20 protein-coding genes are annotated in these 21,468 nt (G+C 66.5%); 16 read left to right on the forward strand and 4 right to left on the reverse strand.

Annotation, left to right across the window (positions count from 1 at the left end; translation table 11 throughout):
* Positions 1 to 57 precede the first annotated feature (57 nt).
* From ACZL02_RS16625 to truB, 10 genes are all read left to right on the forward strand, one after another.
* Positions 58 to 477, forward strand: coding sequence for a helix-turn-helix domain-containing protein (locus tag ACZL02_RS16625; protein ID WP_472939362.1), 420 nt, complete (start codon positions 58 to 60; stop codon positions 475 to 477).
* A gap of 312 nt (positions 478 to 789) precedes the next feature.
* On the forward strand, positions 790 to 1,998 hold the full coding sequence (gene metK / locus ACZL02_RS16630) for a methionine adenosyltransferase (RefSeq protein WP_472939363.1): 1,209 nt from the start codon (positions 790 to 792) through the stop codon (positions 1,996 to 1,998).
* Positions 1,999 to 2,042: 44 nt separating this feature from the next.
* The gene (gene trmB, locus ACZL02_RS16635) at positions 2,043 to 2,750 is read left to right on the forward strand and encodes a tRNA (guanine(46)-N(7))-methyltransferase TrmB (RefSeq protein ID WP_472939364.1); all 708 of its coding nucleotides are present in this window, start codon (positions 2,043 to 2,045) and stop codon (positions 2,748 to 2,750) included.
* A gap of 254 nt (positions 2,751 to 3,004) precedes the next feature.
* Positions 3,005 to 3,643, forward strand: coding sequence for a ribosome maturation factor RimP (gene rimP, locus ACZL02_RS16640; protein WP_472939607.1), 639 nt, complete (start codon positions 3,005 to 3,007; stop codon positions 3,641 to 3,643).
* A 103-nt stretch (positions 3,644 to 3,746) separates the two neighbouring features.
* Entirely contained in the window at positions 3,747 to 5,351 is a 1,605-nt protein-coding gene (nusA, locus tag ACZL02_RS16645; RefSeq protein ID WP_472939365.1) for a transcription termination factor NusA, read from the forward strand.
* Between the two features lie 34 nt (positions 5,352 to 5,385).
* Positions 5,386 to 6,207: an RNA-binding protein gene (locus ACZL02_RS16650; RefSeq protein ID WP_472939366.1), complete on the forward strand. Its 822-nt coding sequence runs from the start codon at positions 5,386 to 5,388 to the stop codon at positions 6,205 to 6,207.
* A complete protein-coding gene (infB, locus tag ACZL02_RS16655; RefSeq protein ID WP_472939367.1) occupies positions 6,208 to 9,351 on the forward strand; it encodes a translation initiation factor IF-2 in 3,144 nt (1,047 codons plus the stop codon).
* A gap of 267 nt (positions 9,352 to 9,618) precedes the next feature.
* On the forward strand, positions 9,619 to 10,023 hold the full coding sequence (rbfA, locus tag ACZL02_RS16660) for a 30S ribosome-binding factor RbfA (RefSeq protein ID WP_472939368.1): 405 nt from the start codon (positions 9,619 to 9,621) through the stop codon (positions 10,021 to 10,023).
* Between the two features lie 4 nt (positions 10,024 to 10,027).
* The gene (locus ACZL02_RS16665) at positions 10,028 to 10,486 is read left to right on the forward strand and encodes a hypothetical protein (RefSeq protein ID WP_472939369.1); all 459 of its coding nucleotides are present in this window, start codon (positions 10,028 to 10,030) and stop codon (positions 10,484 to 10,486) included.
* Position 10,487: 1 nt separating this feature from the next.
* The gene (gene truB, locus ACZL02_RS16670) at positions 10,488 to 11,474 is read left to right on the forward strand and encodes a tRNA pseudouridine(55) synthase TruB (RefSeq protein WP_472939370.1); all 987 of its coding nucleotides are present in this window, start codon (positions 10,488 to 10,490) and stop codon (positions 11,472 to 11,474) included.
* Positions 11,475 to 11,511: 37 nt separating this feature from the next.
* On the opposite strand, the gene ACZL02_RS16675 is transcribed toward truB, so the two are convergent.
* On the reverse strand, positions 11,512 to 12,885 hold the full coding sequence (locus tag ACZL02_RS16675) for a diguanylate cyclase domain-containing protein (protein WP_472939371.1): 1,374 nt from the start codon (positions 12,883 to 12,885) through the stop codon (positions 11,512 to 11,514).
* A gap of 327 nt (positions 12,886 to 13,212) precedes the next feature.
* Here ACZL02_RS16675 and rpsO point away from each other — a divergent pair, with 327 nt between their 5' ends.
* The 4 genes from rpsO to ACZL02_RS16695 all read left to right on the forward strand — a co-directional run bounded on the left by rpsO (position 13,213) and on the right by ACZL02_RS16695 (position 17,008).
* Positions 13,213 to 13,482 (forward strand): 30S ribosomal protein S15, encoded by a 270-nt coding sequence (gene rpsO / locus ACZL02_RS16680; RefSeq protein ID WP_472939372.1) that lies wholly within the window; start codon positions 13,213 to 13,215, stop codon positions 13,480 to 13,482.
* Positions 13,483 to 13,823: 341 nt separating this feature from the next.
* Entirely contained in the window at positions 13,824 to 15,950 is a 2,127-nt protein-coding gene (gene pnp, locus ACZL02_RS16685; RefSeq protein WP_472939373.1) for a polyribonucleotide nucleotidyltransferase, read from the forward strand.
* 154 nt (positions 15,951 to 16,104) lie between these two features.
* On the forward strand, positions 16,105 to 16,401 hold the full coding sequence (locus ACZL02_RS16690; RefSeq protein WP_472939374.1) for a putative quinol monooxygenase: 297 nt from the start codon (positions 16,105 to 16,107) through the stop codon (positions 16,399 to 16,401).
* A gap of 70 nt (positions 16,402 to 16,471) precedes the next feature.
* On the forward strand, positions 16,472 to 17,008 hold the full coding sequence (locus ACZL02_RS16695) for a DUF2937 family protein (RefSeq protein WP_472939375.1): 537 nt from the start codon (positions 16,472 to 16,474) through the stop codon (positions 17,006 to 17,008).
* Positions 17,009 to 17,065: 57 nt separating this feature from the next.
* Here ACZL02_RS16695 and fabI read toward each other — a convergent pair whose 3' ends face one another.
* The 3 genes from fabI to fabA all read right to left on the reverse strand — a co-directional run bounded on the left by fabI (position 17,066) and on the right by fabA (position 19,859).
* The gene (gene fabI / locus ACZL02_RS16700; protein ID WP_472934401.1) at positions 17,066 to 17,914 is read right to left on the reverse strand and encodes an enoyl-ACP reductase FabI; all 849 of its coding nucleotides are present in this window, start codon (positions 17,912 to 17,914) and stop codon (positions 17,066 to 17,068) included.
* Between the two features lie 129 nt (positions 17,915 to 18,043).
* The gene (gene fabB / locus ACZL02_RS16705; RefSeq protein ID WP_472939376.1) at positions 18,044 to 19,264 is read right to left on the reverse strand and encodes a beta-ketoacyl-ACP synthase I; all 1,221 of its coding nucleotides are present in this window, start codon (positions 19,262 to 19,264) and stop codon (positions 18,044 to 18,046) included.
* 70 nt (positions 19,265 to 19,334) lie between these two features.
* Complete coding sequence (fabA, locus tag ACZL02_RS16710) at positions 19,335 to 19,859, reverse strand: 3-hydroxyacyl-[acyl-carrier-protein] dehydratase FabA (RefSeq protein WP_472934403.1); 525 nt, start codon at positions 19,857 to 19,859, stop codon at positions 19,335 to 19,337.
* Between the two features lie 177 nt (positions 19,860 to 20,036).
* On the opposite strand from fabA, the gene ACZL02_RS16715 reads away from it, so the two are divergent.
* Entirely contained in the window at positions 20,037 to 20,516 is a 480-nt protein-coding gene (locus ACZL02_RS16715) for a hypothetical protein (protein ID WP_472939377.1), read from the forward strand.
* Positions 20,517 to 20,749: 233 nt separating this feature from the next.
* A complete protein-coding gene (irrA, locus tag ACZL02_RS16720; RefSeq protein ID WP_472934466.1) occupies positions 20,750 to 21,199 on the forward strand; it encodes an iron response transcriptional regulator IrrA in 450 nt (149 codons plus the stop codon).
* Positions 21,200 to 21,468 lie beyond the last annotated feature (269 nt).

Genomic DNA, 21,468 nt, shown 5'->3' on the forward strand with positions numbered 1-21,468 from the left:
TGCTACAGTGATCACTGACGGTGCGGGGCAGGTCGGTAGTGAAGTAAAGGTCGCGTCATGATGGAGAACAAGAAGAAGCCCAACCCGGTCGATACCCATGTCGGTTCGCGCGTTCGGCTTCGTCGTACCATGCTCGGCATGAGCCAGGAAAAGCTCGGCGAGGCGCTCGGCATTACCTTCCAGCAGATCCAGAAGTACGAGAAGGGCTCGAACCGCATCGGCGCCAGCCGGCTGCAGCGGATTTCCGAGGTCCTCAACGTCGCCATCTCCTTCTTCTTCGAGGACCTGCCGGGCGGCACCGCCGCAGCGGGTCTCTCCGAGCCGAGCGGCCCGGACTACGTCGTCGACTTCCTCTCGACGTCCGAGGGCCTCCAGCTGAACCGGGCCTTCGTCAAGATCGGCGATCCCAAGGTCCGCCGCCGCATCATCGATCTCGTCCGCTCGCTCGGCGACAGCCCCGAGCCCGACGCGGCCTGAAGCCGAGAGCGCCGCGCGTCCGGAAGGACGCATTAGGCATGCTCTATCTTGCTGAATCGAGAGCATCTTTCTCTTCTGCGGTGAGTCCACCCCATTGCAGGATGCTCTCGTCGGTCGACGCCCGGAACGGGCGCTGGACGATTTTGCCTTGACCTTTCTCCCGCGCCTCTGCACACCGCATCGTCCCTGCTGAAGGCCGGGACTAGGCGTTCTGCAGATATGTAGTTGCCTATTGTTCTTGTCGGGCAACGGCGTTGACGGCGATAGCTTCCCTGCGTCCGGTAGGGAGCGCGACACATACCGGGGTTGAACATGGCACGCAGCGCATATCTTTTCACGAGCGAGAGCGTCTCCGAGGGACATCCCGACAAGGTCTGCGACCGCATCTCCGACGAGATCGTCGACCTGCTGTACAGGGAAGCCAAGAAGAGCGGCATGGATCCGGCGCTGGTGCGCGTCGCCTGCGAGACGCTGGCGACCACCAACCGGATCATCATCGCCGGCGAAGTCCGCTGCTCGCTCGACGAGAAGAAGATGCGCGCGAAGGTCAAGACTGCCGCGCGCAAGGCGGTGAAGGCGATCGGCTACGAGCAGGACGGCTTCCACTGGAAGCACGCCAAGATCGACGTGCTCCTGCACAACCAGTCGGCCGACATCGCGCAGGGCGTCGATGCCGGCGGCAACAAGGACGAGGGCGCCGGCGACCAGGGCATCATGTTCGGCTATGCCTGCCGCGAGACGCCCGACCTGATGCCGGCCCCGATCTACTACGCCCACAAGATCCTCGAGCGGTTGGCGGTCGCCCGCAAGCTCGGCGAGGGCGATGCCGGCAAGCTCGGCCCCGACGCCAAGAGCCAGGTCACCGTGCGCTACGAGAATGGCGTGCCGACCGAGGTCGTTTCGATTGTCCTGTCGACCCAGCATCTCGACGAGAGCTTGAGCTCGGCCGACGTGCGCGACATCGTCGAGCCCTTCATCCGCGAGCAGCTGTCGACGCTGAAGATCGCCGAGGATTGCGTCTGGCACGTCAACCCGACCGGCAAGTTCGTCATCGGCGGACCCGATGGCGATGCCGGCCTCACCGGCCGCAAGATCATCGTCGACACCTATGGTGGCGCGGCCCCGCATGGCGGCGGTGCCTTCTCCGGCAAGGACCCGACCAAGGTCGATCGCTCGGCCGCCTATGCCGCGCGCTACCTCGCCAAGAACGTCGTCGCCGCCGGCCTCGCCGACCGCTGCACCATCCAGCTCTCCTATGCTATCGGCGTCGCCGAGCCGCTGTCGGTCTATGTCGACCTGCACGACACCGGCAAGGTCGACGAGGCCAAGCTCGAGAAGATCCTGCGCACCGTCGTCAGCCTGACGCCGCGCGGCATCCGCGAGCACCTCAACCTGTCGCGGCCGATCTACGCGCAGACCTCGGCCTATGGTCATTTCGGCCGCAAGCCGGGCCGCGACGGCAGCTTCTCCTGGGAGAAGACCGACCTCGTCGCGCAGCTGAAGGCCGCGGTCGCCGCCTGAGGCGGCACCGGCAGGAGCAGCCGCCAGTGGAGCAGGAAACCAGCGTGACGGCCGAGGCCGAAGGGACGAGGCCGACGCGGCTGCGCGAGGCCTTCTACGGCCGCGTCAAGGGCAAGCCGCTGAAGCCCCGGCAGGAGGAACTGCTGGACGGCCTGCTGCCGCGGCTGCTGCTCGATCTTGGCGCGCCCGCGCCCGAGGACTTGCGCGCGCTGTTTCCCGCCGAGGTCGGCGCCGTCCGGCTGGAGATCGGCTTCGGCGGCGGCGAGCACCTGCTCTCGATGGTCCGGCGCCTGCCCGATACCGGCTTCATCGGCGTCGAGCCCTTCGTCAACGGCATGGCGAAGCTCCTCGTCGGCCTCGGTGACACCTCGCCGGATACGCTGCGGCTCTACGACGACGACGCCACGCGGCTGCTCGACTGGCTGCCGCCCGCCTCGCTCGCCGGCGTCGACCTGTTCTATCCCGATCCCTGGCAGAAGCCGAAGCACTGGAAGCGCCGCTTCGTCAGCGCCGCCAACCTCGACCGCTTTGCCCGCGCGCTGCAGCCCGGTGCCTGTTTCCGCTTTGCCTCCGACATTCCCGGCTATGTCGGCTGGACCGTGCGCCATTGCGCCGCGCATCCCGAGTTCAGCCTCGAAACCGCCGACGAGGCCCGCGCCACGCCTTACGAGAACTGGCCCGGGACCCGCTACGAGGCCAAGGCGTTTCGCGAAGGTCGCCGGCCCGCCTACCTGACGTTTCGCCGCCGCTGAGCCGATCCGCATGCGGCTTCCGGCCAGTCGGGTTGATACTTCCGGCAATTTGGCCTATACGGCTTAGAAATTCTCTTCGATGCGATCGTGAGAGTGGGTCCTGCCGGTCCCGCTCTTTTTTGTTACCGGGGTCCGGTGGCAGAAGTCTTCCGGTCGCGGCTGGCCGCCATCGCTTCGAACGGGATCGACGTTCGCCCGCCGGAGGCCATCTATCCCCGGAGGGCCGGCGCAGAAGCGAGCGGGCGGATCGAAGCCTGTCAGAGGATACCGGAGCACGAGTGACGAGCGATACCCCAGCACCAGCCATTGAGAAGCGCCTCATCGTCGAAGACGGGATCGAGGGCACCGTCGCCGCGATCGTCGAGCCGGTGATCGAGCAGCTCGGCTATCGGCTGGTCCGCGTACGGCTGTCGCAGATGAACGGGCAGACGCTGCAGATCATGGCCGAAAGGCCGGACGGCACGATCTCGGTCGAGGACTGCGAGGCGATCTCGCGGGCGATCTCGCCGGTGCTGGATCTGGAAGATCCGATAGACCGCGAGTATCATCTCGAGGTCTCGTCCCCCGGCATCGACCGGCCGCTGGTCCGCCGCGCCGACTTCGAGACCTGGATGCACCATACGCTGAAGCTCGAGACCACCCGCATCGTCGCCAACCGCAAGCGGTTCCGCGGCAAGATCGTCGAGGTCGTCGGCGACGCGATCCGTCTGGAGCGCGACGAGACGTCGCCCGGCGAGGAGACTGTCGTCGAGGTGCCGATGGATGCCATCGGCGACGCCCGGCTGATGCTGACCGACGAGCTGATCGCCGCGGCGCTGAAGGCCGACAAGATCGCCCGCAAGGCGCGGGCCGGAAATGACAACGACCCCGACGGCGAGGCCGCGGGCGACTAGCATGGCAGGCTCCCGCCAGCGGCGGGGGTGACGAACTGCGAGGGCGCGGGGCCGCATGGGCTGCTGGCGTCGCCGATCGCGGCTTTGGTTGAGGAGAGATTTGATGGCAGTCAGTGCGAACAGGCTCGAGCTTCTGCAGATCGCGGACGCCGTCGCGCGCGAAAAATCGATCGACCGCGAGATCGTGATCGAGGCGATGGCCGACGCGATCCAGAAGGCCGCGCGCTCCAAGTACGGCCAGGAGACCAACATCCGCGTCGACATCAACACCAAGACCGGTGAGATGAAGCTGCAGCGGCTGCTGGAAGTCGTCGAGGAAGTCGACGATCCGAACACCCAGATCTATCTCGACCTTGCCCGCGACAAGAACCCCGACGCCGAGCCGGGCGACTTCATCGCCGAGCAGTTGCCGCCGATGGATTTCGGCCGTATCGCCGCCCAGTCGGCCAAGCAGGTCATCGTCCAGAAGGTCCGCGACGCCGAGCGCGACAAGCAGTTCGAGGAATACAAGGACCGCATCGGCGAGATCGTCAACGGTACGGTCAAGCGTGTCGAATACGGCAACGTCATCGTCGATCTCGGCAAGGGCGAGGGCATCATCCGCCGCGACGAACAGATCCCGCGCGAGCTCTTCCGTTATGGCGACCGCGTCCGCGCCTTCGTCTACGACGTCCGCCGCGAGCAGCGCGGGCCGCAGATCTTCCTGTCGCGCACCCATCCGCAGTTCATGGCGAAGCTCTTCACCATGGAAGTGCCGGAGATCTACGACGGCATCATCGAGATCAAGTCGGTCGCCCGTGATCCGGGCTCGCGCGCCAAGATCGCCGTGGTCTCCCGCGATTCCTCGGTCGATCCGGTCGGCGCTTGCGTCGGCATGCGCGGCTCCCGCGTCCAGGCGGTCGTCGCCGAACTGCAGGGCGAGAAGATCGACATCATCCCGTGGTCGCCGGATGCGGCTTCCTTCCTCGTCAACGCCCTTCAGCCGGCGGAAGTGTCGAAGGTCGTGCTCGACGAGGATGCCGAGCGCATTGAAGTCGTGGTCCCGGATGACCAGCTATCCCTTGCGATCGGTCGTCGCGGACAGAACGTTCGCCTCGCATCGCAGCTGACCGGCTGGGACATCGACATCCTGACCGAGCAGGAAGAATCCGAGCGCCGCCAGAAGGAATTCGCCGAGCGCTCCGACCTGTTCATGAACGCGCTGAACGTCGACGAGGTCGTCGGCCAGCTGCTCGCATCCGAAGGCTTCGCCACCGTCGAGGAGGTCGCCTACGTCGATCCGTCCGAGGTCGCTGCGATCGAAGGCTTCGACAGCGATACGGCCGAGGAGATCCAGTCTCGCGCCCAGGAATATCTGGAGCGGCGCGAGACCGATTTCGACGACAAGCGCAAGGCGCTGGGTGTCGAGGACGAATTGCGCGAGATCGAGGGCCTGACGACGCCGATGCTGGTGGCGCTGGGCGAGGATGGCGTGAAGACGATCGAGGATTTCGCCGGCTGTGCGGCCGACGACCTCGTCGGCTGGACCGAGCGTAAGGACGGCGAGACCAAGCGGTTCCCGGGGGCGTTGACGCCTTTCGAGATCAGCCGGGTCGACGCCGAGAACATGATCATGAAGGCACGCCTCAAGGCGGGCTGGATCACCGAGGCCGACATGGCTGGTCCGGTGGTAGAAGAGGAAGAGGAAGAGACGGCCGAGGCGGTCTGAGACGGCGGTTCGAGAGAGCATCGGGCGTAGCGCGATGACCGATCAGCCGAACGAGGTGCCCGTGCATGCCGATGATGTCGACGATGCCCTCAAGGGACGTCGTCCCGACGCCACCCTGGAGGGGCCTGTGAACCCTCGGATGTGCATCGTCACGCGGCAGACCTACGCGACGGGCGACCTCATCCGCTTCGTCGCGGCCCCCGACGGTTCGGTGGTCGCGGACCTGAAGCGGCGGCTTCCCGGGCGTGGCGCGCATGTCGCGGCAAGCCGGACGGCGGTCGACCTGGCGGTAAAGCGAAAGCTGTTCCGCCGGGCCCTGAAGAGTGAAGTGAAGAGCCAGGAAAGCCTTGGCGCCGAGGTCGACGAGATGTTTCGCCGTTCGGCGCTGGGCTTCATGGGCCTCGCCCGCAAGGCGGGGCAACTGGTGACCGGGGCGACCAAGGTCGACATCGCGATCCGTTCGGGCCAGGCCCTGGCGGTGCTGCATGCCGATGATGCCGCGGCCGACGGCATACGAAAACTGACCGGCGCGCGGCTTGCGTCGGTCGCCAGTGGTGCCGCGAAAGACATCCCCGTTTTCAATGCCTTCACGGCGGATGAAATGGGTTTGGCCTTTGGCGGGGGTAATGTGATACATGCAGCCGTCCTTGCCGGTGATGCGGGTACGGCGCTTCTGAAACGTTTGGAAGCGCTGTCGAAATATCGGGGTCACGGCCCCCAGGCGATATCCAGCGAGGCCGATGGGCCGGAAAGCTCGGATGTCGCGGCTAAGACGAATTCGGGGCGACCTTTGCAGGCTGCCTCCGGCATGGATGGTGGGTGCGGGATCGATCCCGCGCAGGAAGCGGAAGCGTAAATGAACGACACGAAATCCGGCGACGACAAGACGCTGAGCGTGACACCGAAGAAGACCCTGACGCTGAAGCCCAGTGGTGTTCAGCAGTCGACCGTGCGCCAGAACTTCTCGCACGGCCGGACGAACAACGTCGTGGTCGAGACGAAGAAGCGTCGGATCCTTGGTCCCCAGGATGCGCCCGTTCCGGCCTTGTCGCCGGACCGAGCCGCCGCGCTTGCCGCTTCGCTGAAGGAGGCCGCCAAGGCGCCGCCGCCGGCAGCCGAGCCGACGCCCGTCGAAGCCAAGGCCGAGGCGCCCGCAGCGCCGCAGCCCGCCCCGGCAGAGCCCGTGGCGGCAGCGCCGGTGGAAGCCGTCGTCGCCAAGGCGCCGGTCGAGGCCCCCGCGGCAAAGGCGTCGGAGCCGGTGAAGGCCGAGGCACCCGTTGCCGCGCCCGAGACCAAGGCGCCGGCTCCTGAGCCTGTCGCCGAAGCTGCACCCGCGCCAGCCGTTTCTGCGCCTGCAGCCGTCGCACCGGCAGCGCCCGTTGCGGCAGCGCCTGCTACCCCGGCGCCGGTCGCACCGACGCCGGCTCCGACGGCGCGCACCGAGCCGCAGCGTCCGGCCGTGCCCGTGGCCAACCAGCCGCGTCCGTCCGGCAGCTACCCTGCCTCGAACCGGTCGGCGTCGCCGCAGCCGCAGCGTCCCGGTCAGTCGCCCCAGCAGAACCGTCCGGGCCAGCCAGCGCAGTCGGGTCGTCCGGGTGCTCCGGCGCAGCGTCCCGGCACTTCCGGCGCGCCGGCGGCCCGCCAGCCGCGCGGTGCCGTGCTGAACGATCTGTCGTCGCGTGAGATGGACGCCCGTCGCCGGGCGCTCGAACTCGCCAAGCAGCGCGAGGCCGAAGAGCGTCGCCTGTTCCTGGCCGACGAAGCCCGCCGCATCGCCGACGACGAGCGTCGCCGTGCCGAGCGCGAGGAGAGCGAGCGTCGCCAGGCCGAGGAGGCAGCCCGTCTCGAAGCCGAGCAGGCCGCCCGTCGCAAGGCCGAGGACGAAGCCGCCCGCCGGCCGTCGAACATCGCCCAGCCGCCGGTCTCCAACGTGCCCGGCGAGGACCCTGCGGTCCGTCCGGCGCGTGGCGAAGTGGTCAAGGGCACCCGCCGTGCCGATGGCGAGCTGGAAGAGGTTGCCTCGCGGTCGCGTGGTGGTCCTGCCGGTGCCCGTCGTCCGGTCAAGGTCGAGGTCGCCAAGCCGACCCGTGCCCGTACCGAGGAAGATCGCCGCAAGGGCAAGCTGACCCTCGACAAGGCGCTGACGTCGGAAGAGGGCGCCCGCGGGCGTTCGCTCTCGTCGATGCGCCGTCGCCAGGACAAGCTGAAGCGCTCGCAGATGAATCAACAGCGCGAGAAGATCGCGCGTGAGGTCACCATCCCAGAAACCATCACCATCCAGGAACTCGCCAACCGCATGTCGGAGCGGGCCGTCGACGTCATCAAGTTCTTGATGGCGCAGGGCCAGATGATGAAGCCAAGCGACGTCATCGAGGCGGACCTTGCAGAACTCATCGCAGCCGAATTCGGCCATGTCGCCAAACGCGTCGCCGCGTCCGACATCGAGGAAGGCATCTTCAACGTTGCCGACAACGTCGAGAAGCTCGTGCCGCGGCCGCCGGTCGTGACCATCATGGGCCATGTCGACCACGGCAAGACGTCGCTTCTCGACGCCATCCGCAAGACCAACGTCGTGTCGGGCGAGGCCGGTGGCATCACCCAGCATATCGGCGCCTATCAGGTCGAGCACGACGGCTACAAGATCTCGTTCATCGACACGCCGGGCCATGCTGCGTTCACGCAGATGCGTGCGCGTGGCGCCCAGGCCACCGACATCGCCATTTTGGTGGTGGCGGCGGACGACAGCGTGATGCCGCAGACGATCGAGTCGATCAGCCATGCGAAGGCTGCCGGCGTTCCGATCATCGTGGCGATCAACAAGATCGACAAGTCATCGGCCGATGCCCAGAAGGTGCGCACGCAGCTCCTCCAGCACGAGGTGTTCGTGGAATCCATGGGCGGCGAGGTTCTCGACGTCGAGGTCTCCGCCAAGACCGGGCTCAACCTCGACAAGCTGCTGGAGGCCATCCAGCTGCAGGCCGAACTGCTCGAGCTTCAGGCCGATCCCGACCGTACCGCAGAGGGCGTCGTCATCGAGGCGCAGCTCGACAAGGGCCGCGGCCCGGTCGCGACCGTGCTGGTCCAGTCCGGCACCCTGCGCATCGGCGATATCGTCGTTGCCGGCGACGTCTGGGGCAAGGTCCGCGCCATCGTCGACGACAAGAATGCGCAGCGGAAGACCGCGGGTCCCTCGACCCCGGTCGAGGTGCTCGGCATGCAAGGGACCCCGCAGGCCGGCGATCGCTTCGCGGTCGTCGCCGACGAGGCCCGTGCCCGCGAGATCGCCGAGTACCGCCAGCGCCTGACGCGCGAGAAGCAGGTGGCGAAGTCCGCCGGCCAGCGCGGCTCGCTCGAGCAGATGATGTCGCAGCTGCAGGATACGGGGCTCAAGGAGTTCCCGCTGCTGATCAAGGGCGACGTGCAGGGTTCGGTCGAGGCGATCATCACGGCGCTGGATCGGCTTGGTACAGACGAAGTGCGGGCGCGGATCGTCCATTCGGGCGCCGGTGCGATCACCGAGTCCGACATCACGCTGGCCTCGGCTTCCAATGCCGCGATCATCGGCTTCAACGTCCGGGCGAACGCCCAGGCGCGGACGGCTTCCGAGCGCGAAGGCATCGAGATCCGCTACTACAACATCATCTACGACCTCGTGGATGACGTGAAGCAGGCGATGTCGGGCCTCCTCTCGCCGGAGCGCCGCGAGACCTTCCTCGGCAATGCGGAGATCCTCGAGGTCTTCCACATCACCAAGGTCGGCAAGGTTGCGGGCTGCCGGATCACCGAGGGCAAGGTCGAACGTGGTGCGGGCGTTCGCCTCATCCGCGACGGCGTCGTCATCCACGAGGGCAAGCTATCGACGCTCAAGCGCTTCAAGGACGAAGTGTCCGAAGTGCCGTCGGGCCAGGAATGCGGCATGGCCTTCGAGAAGTACGAGGACATGCGCCAAGGCGACGTCATCGAGTGCTTCCGCGTCGAACACGTCGCGCGCACGCTCTAGCGCCGTCACTGATCGAACAGGAAAAGGGGCCGGGATCTCACGATCCGGGCCCCTTGCCAGTTCTTCGAAAAGCAGAAATTCGAGGTTCGGGCGATCATCCGGATCTTTTAATGCGGTGGCCGGCGACGGCTCGGCGTGCAGGTTCGTCCGGCGCGATGCGGCAAGATCGCCTGGCAGTCGGATCATTGACGGGCGAGCGCGGGTTTTCCGCCGTCGGGCAAAAGTGTCCGCAGCCGGGCGTTGCGCGACCCGAACAGGAGAGTTTTGATGGCAGGCAGGAAGGACCAGGGTCCGACGCAGCGCGCGCTCAGCATCGGCGAGATGGTGCGCAAGGCGCTGACCGAGATCCTCGCCCGCGAGGAGTTGAACGACCCGGTGCTGAAGAACGTTCTGGTCTCGGTGTCGGAGGTCCGCATGTCGACCGACCTGAAGCTCGGCACCGCCTATGTCACCATTCTCGGCCAGACCGAGATCGACGCCTATGTCGATGCATTGAACCGCCAGGCGAAGTTCCTGCGCGGCAAGCTCGGCCCGGCGCTTCGGCAGATGAAACACATGCCGGAAGTCCGCTTCCGGCCCGACACGTCCTTCGACAACTATGCGCGCATCGATGCGCTGCTCCGCTCGCCGGAAGTTGCCAGGGACCTAGAAGACGACGAAGAGAAGGAATGATCTGATGAAATGGACCGAAGAAAAGCTGGGCGCGAAATCGCCGGGCGAACGCCACCAGCTCTACATGAATGCCCGGTCGATGGATTCGGATGACGCCCGCGCACTGGTGACGATGATCGAGGAGTCGGGCCTGCCCTATTCGCTCGACCGTTCGCTGCGCACGCCTGACCCGATCGCGACGAAGATCGCCGAGATCGTCTACTCGGCCGAGGCCACCAAGGCGATGGAAGAGGCGATCCGCAATTCCGTCCCGCCGATGGCTGCGCTCGACCCGATGCTGGTCCAGGCGCTGGGCGACGACTACGGCTCGCACAATTCGACCACCACCTTCGCCGGCCGCCTGTCGGCCGAGCGCATGCAGCAGCGCGGCTACCAGAAGCTCGGCAAGAAGCAGAAGCTGCCGGCCGAGTGCCGCGCCAAGACCGCCGACCTGATGTCCAAGGCACCAGAGGTACTGCAGTAGCATGGCACGACGCGGCAAGAAGCCGAAGGGCCGGCCGGTTTCCGGCTGGGTGATCCTCGACAAGCCGAAAGGCATGGGGTCGACCGAGGCGGTTTCGAAGATCAAGTGGCTGTATTTCGCCCAGAAGGCCGGCCATGCCGGCACGCTGGATCCCTTGGCGTCCGGCATGCTGCCGATCGCGCTGGGGGACGCCACCAAGACGGTTCCCTACGTCATGGACGGCTTGAAGGTCTATCGCTTCACCGTGCAGTGGGGCACACAGACCACGACCGACGATACCGAGGGGCCGGCGGTGCACAGCTCCGATGCCCGGTCGGACGAGGCGTCGATCCGCGCCGCGATGATCAACTATACCGGCGAGATCCAGCAGATCCCGCCGCAGTTCTCGGCGATCAAGATCGACGGCAACCGCGCCTATGACCTTGCCCGCGAAGGCGAGACGGTGGAGATCGCGGCCCGGACCGTCACCGTCCACCGGCTCGAACTCGTGGAGATGATCGGCTCGGATGCGACCGTCTTCGAGGCGGAGTGCGGCAAGGGGACCTATGTCCGCTCGATCGCCCGCGATCTCGGCCAGGACCTCGGTTGCTACGGCCACGTCACCGACCTCCGGCGCGTCTCCGTCGGTGGCTTCGACGAGGACGACATGGTGACGCTCGCCGATCTAGAGCTCGCCGCCGACGAGGGCCGCGAGACCCTCGGCGAGGAGGAGATCGCTGCCGGCGCCAGTGCCCGCGTCGTCGTCTTCGACGGCCTCGACGAGTATATCCTCGATGCCGCGCTGGCGCTGTCGGACCTCTACGAGGTGACGCTCACCGACGAGCAGGCGGGCCGCGTCCTCTCCGGCAATCCGGTGCTCCTGCGCGGCCGCGACGCGCCGGCCTTCTGCGAGGAAGCCTACGCCACCGGCCAGGGCAAGCTCATCGCGCTTGGCGCCGTGGAAGAGGGCTCGTTCAAGCCGCACCGGGTGTTCGGCGGCCGCGGGTAGGACCGCGGCATCCGCCTCCGCGAGCAGACTGCGACGGTCAGCCGACGAGCTGGACTCGCTGCTCGCTGAGGTGGAAGCGGATCTGTCTCTTGCCGCTGCGCTTACCGAGCAGCAGGGCCTGGTCGGCATAGCGCAGCAGCAGGATCGGATCGGTCGCATCGTCCGGCGCAAGCGTCGCGCCGATCGTTGCCCCGACCCGGACGACCTCGCCCGTGGCGAGCGTGATCGGTGTTGAAATCGCCGCGATCATCCGTTCTCCCACCGCCATGACCGTGCCGGCGTCTGCGCCATCCTTGCCGTGAAAATCCAGGATCAGCGCGAACTCGTCTCCGCCCAGCCGGGCAACGAGGTCGTGTTCCGACAGTTGCCCGAGGATGCGGCTGGCGACCTTTCGAAGCACCTCGTCGCCAGCATCATGTCCATGCGTCTCGTTCACCGCCTTGAAGCCGTCGAGATCGAGATAGAGCACCGCGAAGCCGTTACCGTCGATGCAGGCGGCGTGCGCCATGTGGTCGAGGCGGTCGAAGAAGAACACGCGGTTCGGAAGCCCGGTCAGCGTATCATGGGTGGCCCGGCGTTCGCTGTCGGCGATCATATGGGCAGACCTCTCTGCCTGCCGCAGCACGATGGCGGTGAGGGCGCCGAAACCGATCGCCAGGATCACCCAGACCGGCACCGCGGTGCGCAGCAGCGTATCGCCGGGGCGGGCTTCGTCCCAGACAAGTTGTGCCACCTCTTCGCCGTCCACCGTCCGCAGCGCCGTCATCGCGGCGATACCCTCGTCGCGGCTAAGGAGGCGCAGGCGCGGCAAGAGGTAGACCTTGCCGAGTTCGTCGAGCAGTTTCGGGTCGATCACATCGACGAGCACGAGGAGGTCCTGGCGCGCCGCGTTGATGCTTGTGCCATCGAGCCGGCGAATTGGTGCGACCGCCGCGATCGCCGGCCGGCCACCGGCGAGGACAAGACCGGAAGCCGAAGCTGTCCGATCTCCCGCCCGTTGGGCCGCGATCAGCTTGTCGAACCCGCCGGTCAGCAGGTTGTCGGTGGTTAGCGTCGCACGCTCGCCCTCGATCATCGTGTATCGCGTTCCGTTGTCGCCGCCGATGACGAACGCCATCTCGAAGCCGAGATTCTGGAACGTCGGCTTGCCGATGTTCTCGTCTGCCCAGGCTGGATCGAGATTGTCGACGAGATGCTCGACGGCCTCGTCCCAGGCGGCGTAGTCCAGCACCGTCTTCTCGACGTGTTGCCCGCGAACCATGATCGCCCCGTTGGCAAGCTTGATCTGCGTCTCGCGAGCGACGTCGGTCTGGTATTGCGCGACGACGACGACAGTCGCCAGAAGCACTGCGACCAACATGCCGACCGGAGTGGTCAACCGCAGGATAAGGCGCTTATGGCGGGCTGGCATTTCGACCACCTTCCGAAATTCGCACCATTCTAACGTGGATCGCTAAACAACCAGTGAGCCCGATGCCTCGCTTTCTCATCAATCTGCGATGGGCAAAGGACCGGCGAACCCTCCGGCAGGCAACCGTGCTGTTCTTGCGCGCGACGAACACCGCTGCCCAAGGCCAGCACGTCCTGTCCCCCGCCTCTGGCCTTTCCCCGTCATTTGCCATATACAGCGCCCAGCGCCCGGTGCCTCGCAGTGAGGCGCCCGCGTTTTCATGGCCCGGGCTGGACGACATCCCTGCCCAGGGCGACCCATACCCTCCCGATCAGAAAGGGCATCCCGATGTCGATCACGCCTGAGCGCAAGAACGAAGTCATCAAGGAATTCGCGACCAAGGAAGGCGACAGCGGTTCGCCGGAAGTCCAGGTCGCACTGCTCTCCGAGCGCATCAACAACCTGACCGAGCACTTCAAGTCGCACAAGAAGGACAACCACTCGCGCCGTGGCCTTCTGCGCATGGTCGCCACCCGCCGCAGCCTGCTTGACTACCTCAAGCGCAAGGAAGAGGCGCGTTACACCGCCATCGTTGCAAAGCTCGGCCTGCGCCGCTAGCACTTGGATCGGCGGGCATCCTCTGGATGAACCCGCCGGTTTCGCATTCGGGCCCCGCTGCAAGGCGGGACCCTCCGGGCTTCGCCACAGGGCGCCGCCCCACTGCCCCGGCCGCTCCTTGTGGGCGCCGGCACCGACCGAACCGAAACGGTCATGGGGCAGGATTGCCGGGGGCTTCCCGGCACGCTCCGCGGCGTCATCGCCCGGACGAGATCGTGCCGAAGGGTTTGCCCTTCCCGAAGCCTCCCGCCGTCTTGCCCATGACCCGCTTCTTCTAAACGAGCCCCGCGATAGCGTGCCGCCCATCCAGGCCGGCAGGTCGCAGCAAAAAGGCAACCTCCATGTTCAATGCCCACAAAGTGCAAATCGAATGGGCGGGCCGCACGCTCACCCTCGAGACCGGCACCATCGCCCGCCAGGCTGACGGCGCCGTCCTCGCCACCTATGGCGAGACCGTCGTGCTCGCGACCGTCGTGTCGCAGAAGCAGCCGAAGGCCGGCTTCGACTTCTTCCCGCTGACCGTCAACTACCAGGAGAAGACCTTCGCCGCGGGCAAGATCCCCGGTGGCTTCTTCAAGCGCGAGGGCCGTCCGTCCGAGAAGGAGACGCTGGTCTCCCGCCTGATCGACCGTCCGATCCGCCCGCTCTTCGCCGAAGGCTACAAGAACGACACCCAGGTCGTCGTCACCGTCCTGCAGCATGACCTCGAGAACGATCCGGACGTGCTGGCCATGGTCGGTGCCTCCGCTGCCCTGACGCTCTCGGGCGTGCCCTTCATGGGCCCGATCGGCGGCGCCCGCGTCGGCTACATCAACGGCGAGTTCAAGCTGAACCCGCATGTCGACGAGATGCCTGAGTCCGAACTCGACCTCGTCGTCGCCGGCACCGATAGCGCCGTGCTGATGGTCGAATCCGAGGCGCACGAGCTGTCGGAAGACATCATGCTCTCGGCCGTCATGTTCGGCCACCGCGGCTTCCAGCCGGTGATCGACGCGATCATCAAGCTGGCCGAGCTCGCCGCCAAGGAGCCCCGCACCCACGTCATCGCCGACAACTCCGCCCTCGAGGCCGAGATGCTCGGCATGGTCGAAGGCGAGCTGCGCGACGCCTACAAGAACACCGACAAGATGGCCCGCTACACCGCCGTCGACGCGGTGAAGGCGAAGGTCATGGCCCACTTCCTGCCGGAGGGCCAGGAGCCGAAGGCTGCCAAGGAAGTCGTCGGCGCCGTCTTCAAGGAACTGCAGGCCAAGATCGTCCGCTGGAACATCCTCGACACCGGCAGCCGCATCGACGGCCGTGACCTGTCGACGGTCCGCCAGATCGTCGCCCAGGCCGGCATCCTGCCGCGCACCCACGGCTCGGCGCTGTTCACCCGCGGCGAGACCCAGGCGCTGGTCGTCGCCACGCTCGGCACCGGCGAGGACGAGCAGTTCGTCGACGCCCTGACCGGCACCTACAAGGAGACTTTCCTCCTTCACTACAACTTCCCTCCCTATTCGGTCGGCGAGACCGGCCGCATGGGCTCCCCGGGTCGTCGCGAGATCGGCCACGGCAAGCTCGCCTGGCGCGCCATCCGTCCGATGCTGCCGGGTAAGGAAGCCTTCCCCTACACGATCCGCGCCGTCTCCGAGATCACCGAGTCCAACGGCTCGTCCTCGATGGCGACCGTCTGCGGCACCTCGCTCGCTTTGATGGACGCCGGCGTTCCGCTCGGCCGTCCGGTGGCCGGCATCGCCATGGGCCTGATCAAGGAGAACGAGCGCTTCGCCGTGCTCTCCGACATCCTCGGCGACGAGGATCACCTCGGCGACATGGACTTCAAGGTGGCCGGCACCTCCGAGGGCATCACCTCGCTGCAGATGGACATCAAGATCCAGGGCATCACCGAGGACATCATGAAGATCGCCCTCGACCAGGCGAAGGGCGGTCGCCTGACCATCCTCGACGAGATGGCCAAGGCGCTCTCGACCAACCGCGCCGAGCTCGGCGAGTTTGCGCCGCGCATCGAGGTCATGATGGTGCCGACGGACAAGATCCGCGACGTCATCGGTTCGGGCGGCAAGGTGATCCGCGAGATCGTCGAGAAGACCGGCGCCAAGATCAACATCGAGGACGACGGCACGGTGAAGATCGCATCCTCCTCGGCGAAGGAGATCGAGGCCGCCAAGAAGTGGATCCACTCGATCGTCGCCGAGCCTGAAGTCGGCGCGATCTACGAGGGTACCGTCGTGAAGTGCGTCGAGTTCGGCGCCTTCGTGAACTTCTTCGGTGCCCGTGACGGCCTCGTCCACATCTCGCAGCTGGGCGCCGAGCGTGTCTCCAAGACGACCGACGTCGTCAAGGAAGGCCAGAAGGTCTGGGTCAAGCTGATGGGATTCGACGAGCGCGGCAAGGTCCGCCTGTCGATGAAGGTCGTCGACCAGGCCACCGGCGAAGAGATCAAGGGCGGCGAGGAAGCGGCGTAAGCCTTTTCCCCACCCGTCTGAATCGACGAAAGGCGCGCCCGGAAACGGGCGCGCCTTTTGTTTTGCCGCTGGACAAGACACGGCCTTTCGCCAAATGAAGATGGCAGGGCTGCGCCATGCGCGGCCCGGTTGTCGCAAGCGAGGGGGAACGGGCATGCTCTATCTGGTAGCAACGCTGAAGACGGTGACCGGCGAGCGCGCGGCGGTCGTGGCAGCGGCGCGACCTTGCATCGAGGCGACGCGGCAGGAGCCGGGATGCCTGCGCTACGATCTCTTCGAAAGCGTCACCGACCCCGATCTGCTGACCTTCATCGAGGCGTGGGAGGACGAGGCGGCGCTCGCCCGTCACGGCACCATGCCGCATGTCCTCGCCTGGCGCGCGGCCTCGGCGCCGCACCGTACGACGACGCAGCTGGAGATCATCTTCCCCGATCGCGTCGAGGTTCGATGACGCCGCTTCCTGTCTTGCCCGGTAGATCGAGGGCCTCCGACCCCGTGGATACTTTCTTGAGGCGAAGCCGATGAGCGCGCTTCTCGTGCGCGCGGTCGGCGCGCTTCTCGGCGGCTTCCTGTTCAGTCAGGCGAGCGAGTTCACCCAGCAGTATCTGCAGCGTCTCGGCGGTGCGGCCGACGAGCTGCGCACCATCGTCCGCCGCTTCGACGACAGCGCCAGGCTGGAGGGGCTGCAGCGCGATGCCGCGATCGCGCGGCTGCGCTCGGCCGATGACGGCTTTGTCGCGCGCCAGGGCGAGGATGCGGCCAGTCTCGTCGCCCGCCAGGACGCGGTGGAGCGGCGTTATCAGAAGCTGACCGGCACCGCGCCTCTGCTTCGCCCTTTCGAGGCGCTTGCCGATCCCGACGGAACGATCCTCGCCCGCACCTTCGACGATTTTCGCCCGGCGCTGCCGATCACCGCCGACGGGCTGTTCCTGATGGTGGCAGGCTTTGCGGGTGGCTGGGGTCTCGGGGCAGGAGCCGCCGGCGTCCACGGCATCCGCAAACGCCGCCGCGCAAGACGGGCCGCGGCGCCCAGCGCCGGCGGTTCGCGACTGGCCTAAGCTTGATGCGCCAAGACCCTCGGCGCCTGGCGCCGAGGGCAGTTCGATGCCGGATGATTACTTGGCGGCCTGGGCGACGTCAACGTCCTCGGCGATGACCGCACGGCGCTCCTGCGCCTTCAACTCGTCGAGTGCCGGCATCGACATGATGTTGTAGCCGGAATCGACGTAGTGGATCTCGCCGGTGACGCCGGCGGCAAGGTCCGACAGCAGGTAGAGGATGGCGCCGCCGACCTCGTCGATGCTGACGTTCCGGCGGAGCGGGGCGTTCTTGCGCTGGTAGCTGAACATCAGCCGGGCATCCGAGACGCCGGCGCCGGCGAGCGTGCGCACCGGGCCCGCCGAGACGGCGTTGACGCGGATGTTGCGCGGGCCGTAATCGGCGGCGAGATAGCGCACCGAGGCTTCCAGCGCCGCCTTGGCGACGCCCATGACGTTGTAGTTCGGCATCACGCGGGTGGCGCCGCCATAGGTCAGCGTCAGCAGCGAGCCGCCGGGCGCCATGATATCGGTCGCCCGCCGGGTGATCTCGGTGAAGGAGAAGCAGGAGATCAGCATGGTCCGCGTGAAGTTGTCGCGCGTGGTGTCGGCGTAGAGGCCCTTCAGCTCGTTCTTGTCGGAGAAGGCGAGAGCGTGCACGAGGAAGTCGATCTGGCCCCACTCGGCCTTCAGCGTCTCGAACACGCGGTCGACCGAGGCGATGTCCTCGACGTCGCAGTCGAGCAGCAGCGTCGAGCCGATCTCGGCGGCGAGCGGCTTCACCCGCTTGCCGAAGGCGTCGCCCTGATAGGTCAGCGCCACTTCCGCGCCCTGGGCAGCGAGCGCCTTGGCCGCGCCCCAGGCGATGGAATTGTGGTTGGCAACGCCCATCACGAGGCCGCGCTTGCCCTTCATCAGATCGCCCATGGACGGCCCCTTCTCATTCTACGCATCGCGAAACCCGCGGTCACATCTCGGCCCGAGCGATAGCACACCACCCGTTGCTGCGGGCGCACGTCGTATGTCCGCCCGCAACACATCGTTTGGGCAGAAGGCTCAGTCCGTGACGCGGCGGAACACCAGCGTCGCATTGGTGCCGCCGAAGCCGAAGGAGTTCGACAGCACGGTGTTCAACTTCACATTGTCCATCCGCTCGCGCACGATTGGCAGATCGGCAAACTCCGGATCGATCTCGTCGATATGGGCGGACTTCACGATGAAGTCGTTCTGCAGCATCAGCAGCGAGTAGATCGCCTCCTGCACGCCGGTCGCCCCGAGCGAATGGCCGGTCAGCGACTTCGTCGCCGAGATCGGCGGGATCTTGGTCCCGAACACTTCGCGGATCGCCTGGATTTCCATCTTGTCGCCGACCGGCGTCGAGGTGGCATGCGGGTTGATGTAGTCGATCTCGGTGTCGACCGTCTCCAGCGCCATCTTCATGCAGCGCGCCGCACCCTCGCCGGACGGGGCGACCATGTCGTGCCCGTCGGAGGTGGCGCCATAGCCGACGATCTCGGCGATGATCTTCGCGCCGCGGGCTTTCGCGTGCTCGTATTCCTCGAGCACCAGCACGCCCGCGCCGCCGGCGATGACGAAGCCGTCGCGGTCCTTGTCATAGGCGCGGGAGGCGACCGTCGGCCGGTCGTTGAAGTCCGAGGACATCGCGCCCATCGCGTCGAAGAGGTTGGACATCGTCCAGTCGAGATCCTCCGACCCGCCGGCGAAGATCACGTCCTGCTTGCCGACCTGGATCGTCTCGTAGGCGTTGCCGATGCAGTGGTTCGACGTCGCGCAGGCCGACGAGATCGAATAGTTGACGCCCTTGATCTTGAACTGGGTGGCCAGCACTGCCGAGGCGGTCGAGCTCATCGCCTTCGGCACCGCGGTCGGGCCGATGCGCTTCGGGCCGCCCTTGGTCTCGGTGATCTCTGCGGCTTCCACGATGATGCGCGTCGAGGGGCCGCCCGAGCCCATGATGATGCCGGTGCGCGGGTTGACGATGTCGTCTTCCGTCAGGCCCGAATCGGCGATCGCCTGCTGCATGGCGATGTAGTTCCACGCGGTGCCCTTGCTCATGAAGCGCGCGGTGCGCCGGTCGAGCACGGCGAACGGGTCGAGGTTGGGCTCGCCCTGGACGTGGCAGCGGAAGCCGTGGCTCGCATAGTCCTCGGCGAAGCTGACGCCCGAGCGGGCGTTCTTCAAGGAGTCCAGCACCGCCTCGACATCGTTGCCGATCGACGAGACGATGCCCATTCCGGTCACAACGACACGTTTCATCGCATATTCCTCCAGTGGTACAGGGCCGCGAGCCGCCGGGTTTGCCGGTCGGCCGCGGCTGGCGCAGGGGTCAGGCCGCGGCGGGTTCTTCGTCCTTGAACAGGCCGACGCGCAGGTCGCTCGCCTTATAGATCAGCACGCCGTCGGCCTTGACCCAGCCTTCGGCGATGCCGAGCTTCAGACGCGAACGCATGACGCGCTTGAACTCGACGCCGTACTCGACGAGCTTCACCTTCGGCGTGACCTGGCCCGAGAATTTTACCTCGCCGACGCCAAGCGCCCGGCCACGGCCTTCTTCGCCGAGCCAGCCGAGATAGAAGCCGGTCAGCTGCCAGAGCGCATCGACGCCGAGGCAGCCCGGCATCACCGGATCGCCCTCGAAATGGCATTTGAAGAACCAGAGGTCGGGATTGACGTCGAACTCGGCCTTGATCGAGCCCTTGCCGAACTGGCCGCCATCGGTGGTGACCTCGGTGATCCGGTCGAACATCAGCATCGGCGGCAGCGGCAGCTGCGCGTTGCCGGGTCCGAACAGCTGGCCGTGGCCGCAGGTGATCAGCTCGTCGTAATCGTAATGCGTCTTGCCGGGTGCCATGATCTTCCATATCCGTCCGGACGCTGCCCCACGCCGGTTTCGGCGACGCCTTTAGCACGGGCGCGTCCGGACACAAACCCGGCAGGTCCGCCGGCGTGCATGTCTCCCGGCAAAGCTAGGGTCACCGAATGGCGAATGAAAGTCTCCTTGGCGTTTCTCTTGTCTGGAAAGGCGGCGATGCCCGTTGAAACCCTGCGTCTGACGGCCCTCTGCGGTCTTCTTCTCGCCGGCATGGCGTTGCCCGCGGCGGCCGCCGACGGCTGGCGCGCCGAGCCGGCCGGGGCAAGTGCCCGGACCGCCGGCTATGCTGCCGGCCGCGGCTTCACGACGATCTGGATGAGCTGCGCCGGTCTGCCGCCAGGGCGCCTCGTACTGCGATTCTCGGGCTTTGCCGCCGGCCTGCCGACCGATGGCAGCTATACCGTGGTGGTCTCGGCGAACGACATCGCCTTCCTGCAGGAGACGCGCCCGGTGGCGCGCGGCGATGGTGGCCATGATCTCGCCCGCACGGCGTCGCTTGGCGAGCTGCAGCCGATGATCGATGCCCTGAAGAAGGGCCGCAAGGTCGAGGTCTCGGCGCCAGCCGGCCGGGTCACCTTGCCGCTGACCGGTTCGGGTAAGGCGCTGACGGCGCTGGAGGCGGGCTGCAAGGGGTAGCGCGGCAGACCGCGATCTCGTCTCGAAGCATCAGCGTCCCGTCACACCCCCGACACCACAGGCGTTCCGGCCGAGAAAAAAGTCGGAGCCGCATGAGCGTTTTCCGGCAACCTCCTCATCTTGCCGCGACGCAGCGTTTGTGATCTCGCCACGAATTGTCTATATCATCGGTGTTATCAGCGCTCTCCGGTGGGGCGCGCGGTGTGATGGACGTGAAGATGGTGGGCAAGGCGATGGAAAATCGGGGCCGTGGACAGTTCTTCTGTGTGTTCGAGCGGCTGCGGGCTGCGGGCCTTCGCCCGACCCGGCAACGCGTGGCGCTGTGCAATCTGATCTTCGGATCGGGCGACCGGCATCTCTCGGCCGAAGAACTGCACGAAGAGGCGCACCGCGCCGGCGAGCCGGTCTCGCTCGCCACCGTCTACAACACGCTGCACCAGTTCACCGATGTCGGCATCATCCGCCCGCTCACCGGCGAGGGCCAGCGCACCTATTTCGACACCAACACCTCCGATCACCATCACTTCTTCCTCGAGGAGGCGAACGAGATGATCGATATCCCGAACGGCGGCATCAAGCTTTCGGAACTGCCGGAGCCGCCGGAAGGCATGGAGATCGTCAATGTCGACGTCGTCGTGCGCCTGCGCCGCAAGGTTGCCCGCCCGGCCGACGCCCTGTCCTGAGACTGCCGGCTGGCCACGCCTTAGCGCGGCGGCGAACCAGCGTTGAAAGCCCGGTCCTCGTGAGAGAGCCGGGTTTTTTATTGGCTACGTGGCGGTGTGATGTACCGGATCGACGGGGTTGAGGCGCAGCTTTCGAGCCTCGTCATCCGCGGGGCCATAGCCCCGGGGGCCATGCCGTGATGCCGGATGATGCCGAGGGCGTCTAATTTTGCGCCGGAGTGCAGGGTCCGCGGAGAGGCATGGGTCCCCGCGCTGCGCGCGAGGATGAC

It is taken from the genome of Mesocryomonas fontinalis, assembly GCF_055730125.2.